The 7,206-nt window shown below is 34.9% G+C and carries 10 protein-coding genes and 1 pseudogene; 5 read left to right on the forward strand and 6 right to left on the reverse strand.

Annotated elements, in window-relative coordinates; translation table 11 throughout:
- Positions 1-161 precede the first annotated feature (161 nt).
- Together LIZ98_RS16180 and LIZ98_RS16185 are read right to left on the reverse strand one after the other, a co-directional pair.
- A pseudogene (locus LIZ98_RS16180) lies at positions 162-1,009 on the reverse strand (transposase); the annotation flags it as partial.
- Between the two features lie 306 nt (positions 1,010-1,315).
- Positions 1,316-1,864: a hypothetical protein gene (locus LIZ98_RS16185; RefSeq protein WP_108897309.1), complete on the reverse strand. Its 549-nt coding sequence runs from the start codon at positions 1,862-1,864 to the stop codon at positions 1,316-1,318.
- Between the two features lie 174 nt (positions 1,865-2,038).
- On the opposite strand from LIZ98_RS16185, the gene LIZ98_RS16190 reads away from it, so the two are divergent.
- Complete coding sequence (locus LIZ98_RS16190; protein WP_227140262.1) at positions 2,039-2,623, forward strand: TetR/AcrR family transcriptional regulator; 585 nt, start codon at positions 2,039-2,041, stop codon at positions 2,621-2,623.
- A 100-nt stretch (positions 2,624-2,723) separates the two neighbouring features.
- Here the strand turns inward: LIZ98_RS16190 and LIZ98_RS18040 are convergent, their stop codons facing one another.
- A complete protein-coding gene (locus tag LIZ98_RS18040) occupies positions 2,724-3,029 on the reverse strand; it encodes a Uma2 family endonuclease (RefSeq protein ID WP_255602322.1) in 306 nt (101 codons plus the stop codon).
- Positions 3,030-3,049: 20 nt separating this feature from the next.
- Complete coding sequence (locus LIZ98_RS18045; protein WP_255602321.1) at positions 3,050-3,307, reverse strand: Uma2 family endonuclease; 258 nt, start codon at positions 3,305-3,307, stop codon at positions 3,050-3,052.
- Positions 3,308-3,546: 239 nt separating this feature from the next.
- On the opposite strand from LIZ98_RS18045, the gene LIZ98_RS16200 reads away from it, so the two are divergent.
- The 3 genes from LIZ98_RS16200 to LIZ98_RS16210 are packed head-to-tail and all read left to right on the forward strand — an operon-like array spanning position 3,547 to position 5,430.
- On the forward strand, positions 3,547-3,918 hold the full coding sequence (locus tag LIZ98_RS16200) for a GntR family transcriptional regulator (RefSeq protein ID WP_041902333.1): 372 nt from the start codon (positions 3,547-3,549) through the stop codon (positions 3,916-3,918).
- A gap of 14 nt (positions 3,919-3,932) precedes the next feature.
- Entirely contained in the window at positions 3,933-4,802 is an 870-nt protein-coding gene (locus tag LIZ98_RS16205; RefSeq protein WP_227140263.1) for an ABC transporter ATP-binding protein, read from the forward strand.
- Positions 4,786-5,430 (forward strand): ABC-2 transporter permease, encoded by a 645-nt coding sequence (locus LIZ98_RS16210; RefSeq protein ID WP_227140261.1) that lies wholly within the window; start codon positions 4,786-4,788, stop codon positions 5,428-5,430. The genes LIZ98_RS16205 and LIZ98_RS16210 overlap by 17 nt, the downstream gene beginning before the upstream one ends.
- Positions 5,431-5,507: 77 nt before the next feature.
- Here LIZ98_RS16210 and LIZ98_RS16215 read toward each other — a convergent pair whose 3' ends face one another.
- Entirely contained in the window at positions 5,508-5,723 is a 216-nt protein-coding gene (locus tag LIZ98_RS16215) for a hypothetical protein (RefSeq protein ID WP_202864269.1), read from the reverse strand.
- 609 nt (positions 5,724-6,332) lie between these two features.
- Here LIZ98_RS16215 and LIZ98_RS16220 point away from each other — a divergent pair.
- The gene (locus tag LIZ98_RS16220; RefSeq protein WP_034767230.1) at positions 6,333-6,788 is read left to right on the forward strand and encodes a hypothetical protein; all 456 of its coding nucleotides are present in this window, start codon (positions 6,333-6,335) and stop codon (positions 6,786-6,788) included.
- Between the two features lie 196 nt (positions 6,789-6,984).
- On the opposite strand, the gene LIZ98_RS16225 is transcribed toward LIZ98_RS16220, so the two are convergent.
- Positions 6,985-7,179 carry a hypothetical protein gene (locus LIZ98_RS16225; RefSeq protein ID WP_227140260.1) on the reverse strand — a complete coding sequence of 65 codons (195 nt, stop codon included), beginning with the start codon at positions 7,177-7,179 and terminating at the stop codon, positions 6,985-6,987.
- Positions 7,180-7,206 lie beyond the last annotated feature (27 nt).

Genomic DNA, 7,206 nt, shown 5'->3' on the forward strand with positions numbered 1-7,206 from the left:
ATTGGTAGTATTATTGTTGACAGTTTTTTTCCATACTAAACTGCGATGAACCAGTTTCAAATACTATTGGTAGTTACGATAGTTTTATTGAGGAAATATCTGCTTTTATAAAAAAGTGAGCTAATTGGAGGCTTCTAAACGAATTACATACAGAAAGTCGTTCATGAAATCAACCGTTGAATTCGTTCCCTGAAATAATGGCGCAAAAGAACCTTTAGCCTTCGCTCAAGGTTTATGACTATACATTAAAGGCAAACTACGGTTTCACTTGTTTCTTCTAGGCATGCTCGAATAAGACCCAGACCATAACTACGCTTGCCTGTTCCGAATTTGCCTTCTTCTTCATTTCGTTCAGAGGCATCTATTTTTATTAGCTGTTTTTGGATATAGTCTTCCTCCTTGGAAAGACGTCCAAGTCTTGGACCGCTTAGACGAATTCCACGCTCCTTACAATATGTTAGGTTATCTCGCGTTCGATAGATTTTATCTGCGAGAACAGCTTCCAGATAATATCCATAACGTTTCCGATAGTTCTCAACGTTTCTTGTAGTGTGAGCCCTTCGTTGAAATTGTCCCATGATAGATGTTCAACCATTGTATAGGCACCTACTACGCTGATGGCCACCTTAGAGCCAAATTCATACATTTACTTTTGCTTTGCCTCGGACGATGGGACGTACATGTGGCTGAGATATGCTAATAATCCGGTGTGTCTTTGTCCGGTACATTTTTTTGTTTCCGGTAAAGTTCATGAATAGCCAAAAATTGTCTGTATTCATATTTCCTCAATAAGGATAATCTGTTTCCGCTGTCGTAACTTTGCGATCGATAGGTATTTTTTTCTTGCTCGTTATCAATAAGTCCGTAGCTTTTTTATAGTTCCTTTCAATGGTTCATGTAAGACATCAATGATATGATCTAGTTTTTCACTTGTTTCGTTCAATAGTTTAAAATCGGTGGGGTAGGAAATATCAGACAGTGCACAAGTTGCATCTAGAATCAGTTCTCCTCAATTTTCTTTTGTATCGGAAACATTGTTATCTGTTTGGGCCTTATTAACAGAAGAGTCGTTACCATCATTATTGTCTTGATTGTTATTTTGATTCTGCTCCCTCTATTCTCTATACGTGTAGTATATAATATTCATGATAAATACCCAATGTAATAAATATTTATAACTACAAGATATAGTCGTAAATTATAAAAAAAAAGACGGTAATTCATCTCCCCATTAAATTACGGAGGGTAATGACCGCTTTACCTAAATGCCCTTGAGAACCTTTTCCTTGTTTTTTTAAATGTCACAGAACTAGTTTTATATTGTTGGTTTTCCTGGTTGTCTTGGGAATACAAAATAGGAAAGGGAAATAAGTAAATCAATGATTAAAACAAGCGACCAAATCCCCAGTACTTGAATAAGCGCCTTTGTCCGTTCATAGTCATTAATAAAATAGTAAATAATTCCAATTAAACTTGCCCCAATTAAGTACGAAAGAAGATGACGCCCCCAGCTTTTCAAATTCTGTTTGGCAAATTGTAAACCATATAATTTAACCGGTTTTGGTCCGGTTTTTGTGATATAGTACTGAAAATGCTCATCAGCCCAACGAATCATGCTTTTTCCAAATCCAACAGAAATACCAATATAGATAGCTGCGAGTGCATGAGCTTTTGTTGCCGGCGTCCCGCTATAAAGGTCGAAAGTCGCAGCAATTATCAAGATCAGGTCTACAACAGGTGTTAGCGCCAAAAAGATGAAACCCAGCTTCTCTTTTTTCAATAAATAACGGAAACTTAACCCAAGTAAAATAAAAACCCAAAAGCCGATTTCACAAGCAATTATTAACCAAATTATCCAATTCATTTCCATCACCTTTTTTACAAAATAAGAATAAAAATACAGGGGAAAATTTTGAAATCGATTTTTCCCAAACACTGGGCACCAGCGTTTTTTAATACAGATGTACTAAATAAATCATAACAAACATTTTTATTTAATACAAGTGTATTATTTAAATTTTTATGGTAAACTGATAGTATGCCAAAAATTGTTGATCATGATAATAGAAAAAAAGCAATTGCTGAAGCGACTTGGCAAGTTATTTTAGAGCAAGGAATGAAAGGGGCGACAGTACGAAATATTGCTAGGAAAGCGGGGCTATCATTAGGCGCTCTTAGACACTATTTCTCCACCCAAGAAGAATTGTTAATTTACGCGATGGATCTGGTGAAAGAGAGAGTGGCTGAACGGGTTGAAAAAATTGCTTTAAAAAACTTGCCGCCAAAGGAAATGATTTTACAAATGCTTTTGGAAATTGTTCCGACAAATGAAACGACAAGAGCTGAAATGGAGGTTTGGCTTGAATTTGTATTATATTTCCGCAATAAAGGAAACAGGGAAAGCCAAAATGATGGGATTTTTGAGGGGATTCAAAAGCTGTTGGATTCACTGGATCGGGCGCAATTTCTAAAAAAAGAGATCGACAAAGATTTGGAAACGGAGAGATTGTGTGCATTAATTGACGGATTGGCTATTCACGCCATCTTGAACCCAACAAGACTGACAAAAGAGCGGATTATCTCGATATTGGCTCATCATATCGACGAAATTTGTCATTTTTAATTTTCGGTACATTTAAGGGGTTAGAAAACACACCCCTTTTCATTCGCGGTGTCTCTTTTCTATATTTTGATTCATTTTCAAGTATAATGTTTAAGAAGTTTTATGTTTCAGGGAAAATATTGGCTAAATCAATATTTAAATTTTCCAGGACGTGAACATGGACTGAGTCCTCTTTTGTATAGACATTTTCTAATTCTAAAACAGCTTCTTTTAATAGATAGACTTCGACCAGTTGGTTGGCCGGATCTACAATCCAATATTCTTTCACGCGCGCTTTTGAATAGGCCCATCTTTTGACCATATGATCAATTTTTGCTGAAGATGGGGAAAGAATTTCAAGTGCAAAATCAGGGGCACCAACAATTCCGTGCTTTTTTATTTTATCCGGGTCACATACAATAACCATATCAGGTATGACCCAATTCTTTACTTTTTCACTATCCCACCCTTTTTTGTCTTCAAATAAGTATACATCAATATCTCCTGCAAAACTTTACAACACTTTCCTCGAAGGTAAGAACCAAATTCAATTGAAAGTTGCATCGATACTTCTTGATGTTTTGGTGAAACAGATGGATCCATACTGATAATTACCCCGTCTAAAACTTCAAATCTTTTTCCTTCCGCCCATGTTGCATATTCTTTATAGGTTAATTTTTCTGGACTTTGATTAATTGCATCCATCAACTTTAACCCCCTTGGAAATCCATTATATTCTTTTATTATATTGTACCATAACAGTTGAATATTGCTTTATGGAAAGTGGTCTGTTTGATGAGGCAACTAACTAGAAATAAGTATCAAAACTCTTTTACGGTCTCCAAGTTTTGCATAAAAATGTTCGATCATTTTTAGTTTGACATACTACCTCAAACTGTATATACTGTACATATACAGTAATAACGAAAGAAGTGATCTCTTTTGTGAATATTATTATTTCAAATTCCGCAAACGAACCCATCTATCTACAAATTATCAACCAAATCAAAAGTCAAATTCTTACCGGCGACCTAAAAGAAGGCCAGGCTTTACCATCCATCAGGAGCTTGGCGAAAGAACTGGAAATCAGTGTGATTACGACAAAACGCGCTTATGACGAATTAGAGAAAGATGGATTTATAGTGACTGTTGCAGGGAAAGGTTCTTATGTCGCACCAGTTAACGCAAATATTTTAAAAGAAAACAAAATGAAAATGATCGAACAAAAACTGAGCGAGACAATCACAGAAGCAAAGTTAATCGGGATGTCGCTGGAAGAATTGAAAAAAATTTTAGAACTTTTATACGAGGGGTGAACAACTTGAATAAGATTCTGGAAATAAACAATGTCTCCAAACATTACAAGGATTTTTCATTAAAAAATATAAATATCTCTTTAGATCGTGGCTTTGTCATGGGTTTTATCGGTCCGAACGGTGCAGGAAAAAGCACAACCATTAGATTAATCATGAACTTAATTAAAAAAGATAGCGGCGAAATTAAAATTTTTGGGTTCGATCATATAAAAGATGAACTACAAATTAAAGAAAAAATCGGGTTTGTTTATGACGAAAATCATTTTTACGAAGAGTTAACCGTTAAAGAAATGAAAAATATCATTCGTCCATTTTATAAAAATTGGGATGAAAATGCGTTTTTAACATATGTGAAAAAGTTTAGTTTACCGTTAAATAAGCAAATAAAACAATTATCAAAAGGAATGAAGATGAAGTTTTCACTGGCCATCGCCTTGTCCCATCACGCAGAACTGCTGATTATGGATGAACCTACATCCGGCCTCGATCCTCTGATCCGAAGTGAATTATTGCACATTTTACGCTCTTTAATGGAAGATGAAAACAAAGCGATATTTTTCTCTACACACATTACATCCGATCTGGAAAAAATCGCCGACTATATCACCATTATAAATAATGGCGAAATAATCTTAAGCAAACCAATGGATGAATTGTTGGAACAGTATGCCATTGTCAAAGGGAATAAAGAATTTCTTGAAACTGCGACAAACCTTTCTTTCATCGGAGTCGAACAAAATAAATTTGGCTTTAAAGGGCTCTATAATGATAAAAAAGAACTACTGGACCGATTTGGGAATCAAGTGATGATTGAAAAACCAACATTAGAAGATATTTTATTATTTTCCACGAAAGGGAGTGGACAAAATGTATCATCTTATTAAAAAGGACCTTCTTGTTCAAAAAAAATCTGTTTTGCTTTCCATTGTGTTTATTCTGTTTTTTTCACTTTTCTTTTCCAAAATAGGTGCACCCGGACTTTTAATCGGGGTACTTGGTGTAACCTATTTGTTGGCTTTAGGTTCAAGTGCCATAGATGATAAAAATAATAGCGACAAAATGTTAATTAGCTTACCGATTAAAAGAAATACAATTGTATTGGCTAAATATTTATCTGTAATTGTAATTGCAGCCTTTGCCATCTTGATAAATTTACTCATCTATCTAGTCGTTGATATATTAAAGTTACCGCTGCAACCTATTCCTTTTTCACTTACCGGAATGGCAGGTTCAATTATCGTTTCTGTTTTATATTGTTCCATTTCATTTCCGGTAATTTTTAAATATGGTTTTTTGAAATCGAGAATGATTAATTCACTGCTATTCTTTCTCCTGATTTTTGGCGGGTCAGCATTGATTTCTTATATGACCGAACATAATCCAAGGTCTCTATTTATCTTATCAAGTTTATCGAATATAGAAGCCATATTTGTGATTCTTTTACCAACTATATTCATTTTCGTACTATCTTATTTATTATCACTATCTTTCTATAAAAACAGAGAATTTTAATATTAAGAATTAGTTGTTCAAAGGTGCATTTCCTCATTTTAAATGGGCGAAATGCACCATCCGTTTTTAAAATGGGTTCAAGGTTTTCTCATCATAAAAGACATTTCTTGACGCAAATTCTTTCGGTGCTGAATAATCCTTCTAACCCTTTCAAATGTTTCTTTTTCCAATCCGGGTGTATATGGTTCTTCCAGTTTTAGTTTATCCGAATAAATCCAATCATATAATTTTGCCTTTGGTTGCCTGTTCCCAATATATTCGATAATTGCCGCCACCTTGGTTAATTTCTCCAATTCTTCCTTATTTAATTTTCTATCTCTTCTTCAGTGAATATTAGTTCCTCGAAATACTTTTTGTAATTACTTGAATAAAAGTCAATAGCAAATTGGTTAGGGCAAGGTTGAAGTCTTCTGCATGAATTATATTGAAAATTCTCTCCAATGCTTATTCAAATCCTTTCCAACATAATTGAGAAACATTTTTGCCGATCACCTAAAAACTTCCTTCCATCAAATATTTGACTAACTTCTTCTAAAGTTTCAATTTGAAGATACCGGATAAGAATTTCAGCATCGCAAAATCTTAATATGGTTCCGGTCTAGCCGATAATATTTTCATTGTAAGCATCTGTTCAGCGGAAGGAATGATTTGTATGACACATCATATGGTACTTAAAGCTTAAACTACTTTTTGGTTTTTTAACATAATGATAAATGATGAACTATTGATAATAAAGAAAGCCACTGTTAATAATTTGAAAGGATATTCTATGGCAAAATTATGCCTGATTTAAAATTACAGTTTAATGTGAAAAATAGTTTAATTTTCCATTTATTGTTAAAATATATGTTTAAGTGCTATATTTTACAGGAATGATAAAAGAAAAAAATTCAGGAGGGCCTATGTTTACATTTGAAGAAAAACTTGCGATTATTGAATCTTTCCCGGAACTTACAAGGAAGGATGTTTCGCTAAAACGAGTGAATTTCCATTATGAGGAGAGTGTCCAAGAAAAAAAGACAGTCGTTTATCATTTGCATCCGAACGGCAATGGTTTTGTTTATGCAGGACTTTTCCCTCATGATTATCCAATGGATGACAAGGGAATGGTTAATATTCGGGACTTTACCGAAGAAGAACTGCGCAATATCATTCGCTTATCGATACAATCGCTATCGGCAAAACCGTTTAATGAAGAAATATGGAAAGATGAGCACGGTAATACGTTGACACTCCAGTATGACGCAGAACTGGACCTTTGGAATACCTTTGCCGGTGAACTATTGGACGGTACATTCCCAACCTATAATGGCGCTACAAACTATTTGGAGCAGGAAGGGTTTAAAAAGGGGAAGTGATTGATGGGAGTTGGTAAACTGTTTTCATTTTTAACCTTATTATATTAGAAAACGTTCAGCCACCTAATACCAAGAAACTTTATCGTTGTAAACTCGATCAAAATTAGCAACGAGATTGGCCTCGTCGCCAAAAAACAGCATTTCTCTCCCCAAATTGGCGACGAGAATGCCTTTCGTCGTCAAAATTGAGCGTTTTTCACCTCAAAATGGTGACGAGAACAGGCCTCGTCGCCAAAAAATGAAGTTTCCCGACCAAAAACGGTGACGAGAAAGAGGCTCGTCGCCAAAATAGTGCGTTTTTCACCTCAAAATGGTGACGAGAATACGTTTCGTCGTCAAAAATTGGCTTTCTTCTCCTCAAATTGGTGACGAGAACGCGTTTCGTCGTCAAAATTGAGCGTTTTTCACCTCAAAATGG

Source organism: Caldibacillus sp. 210928-DFI.2.18 (assembly GCF_020554505.1).
GTDB classification, from domain to species: domain Bacteria; phylum Bacillota; class Bacilli; order Bacillales; family Caldibacillaceae; genus Caldifermentibacillus; species Caldifermentibacillus hisashii.

Coding starts and splice junctions, on each gene's coding strand:
- LIZ98_RS16220 (WP_034767230.1), top strand. CDS start 6,333: ATGTTTACATTTGAAGAAAAACTTGCGATTATTGAATCTTTCCCGGAA.
- LIZ98_RS16190 (WP_227140262.1), top strand. CDS start 2,039: ATGCCAAAAATTGTTGATCATGATAATAGAAAAAAAGCAATTGCTGAA.
- LIZ98_RS16210 (WP_227140261.1), top strand. CDS start 4,786: ATGTATCATCTTATTAAAAAGGACCTTCTTGTTCAAAAAAAATCTGTT.
- LIZ98_RS16185 (WP_108897309.1), bottom strand. CDS start 1,864: ATGAATTGGATAATTTGGTTAATAATTGCTTGTGAAATCGGCTTTTGG.
- LIZ98_RS18045 (WP_255602321.1), bottom strand. CDS start 3,307: ATGGATGCAATTAATCAAAGTCCAGAAAAATTAACCTATAAAGAATAT.
- LIZ98_RS18040 (WP_255602322.1), bottom strand. CDS start 3,029: ATGGTTATTGTATGTGACCCGGATAAAATAAAAAAGCACGGAATTGTT.